General features: G+C 57.4%; 1 protein-coding gene. It reads right to left on the bottom strand.

The window, feature by feature from the left end; genetic code table 11:
- Positions 1–578 (bottom strand): COG1361 family protein (locus V9K67_RS27115; protein WP_336728279.1); only part of this gene is annotated, 578 nt, incomplete at both ends.

The following is a 578-nucleotide window of genomic DNA, read 5'->3' as shown; positions in this document are numbered from 1 at the left end:
ACGAACTTACCGAGCAGCGAAGAGGTAAAGTACCACTGGCCGACACGGGCCTGCTGGGCAGGGATCGTACCGAAGTTGATATTGGTCACACCCAGGTTTTTCGGTTGTCCCTGGAAGTTGGAGCCAATGATATTGAAGTTCACGGCCAGGCCTTTTTCGTTTTCCACGATTTTGGGCTGGGCCGAGGAAATGGTCATGTTCACGGCCGGACCAAAGCCCTGGTTTTCCACCATCACGGCCAGTTCCGCGGGCACCGAGGGTTCGATGTCGGGGCTGGTGAGGGCGTCGTCGCCGAGGATGTTGCGTTCCATAAAGTAATGGAGCATCAGGTTCGGGCTCGGGTTCACGGTCAGCGGCACGTTTGCCAGCGGCAGGCTCACCATCGCTTTGGCATAAGGATCCCAGTAGCGAACCGATCCGCCGAAGTTGTACACTTTGGGTTCGGTGGGGGCTGCACCCAGCTCGGGGATGAAGGTAAACTTCACGTTGCCTTTCTGCTGGGAAGCGAGCATACCGGTACCGGTCACATCGCCCAGGTTGGTCAGGCTCTTGGTATTGATCTGGAACAGGCCGTTGGA

Origin of the sequence: Huijunlia imazamoxiresistens (genome assembly GCF_037132455.1) — a bacterium.
In the GTDB taxonomy this organism is placed as follows: Bacteria; Bacteroidota; Bacteroidia; order Chitinophagales; family Chitinophagaceae; genus Flavisolibacter; species Flavisolibacter imazamoxiresistens.
The sequence above is the reverse complement of the archived record's forward strand: the minus strand, read 5'-3'. Positions and strand labels throughout refer to the sequence as shown.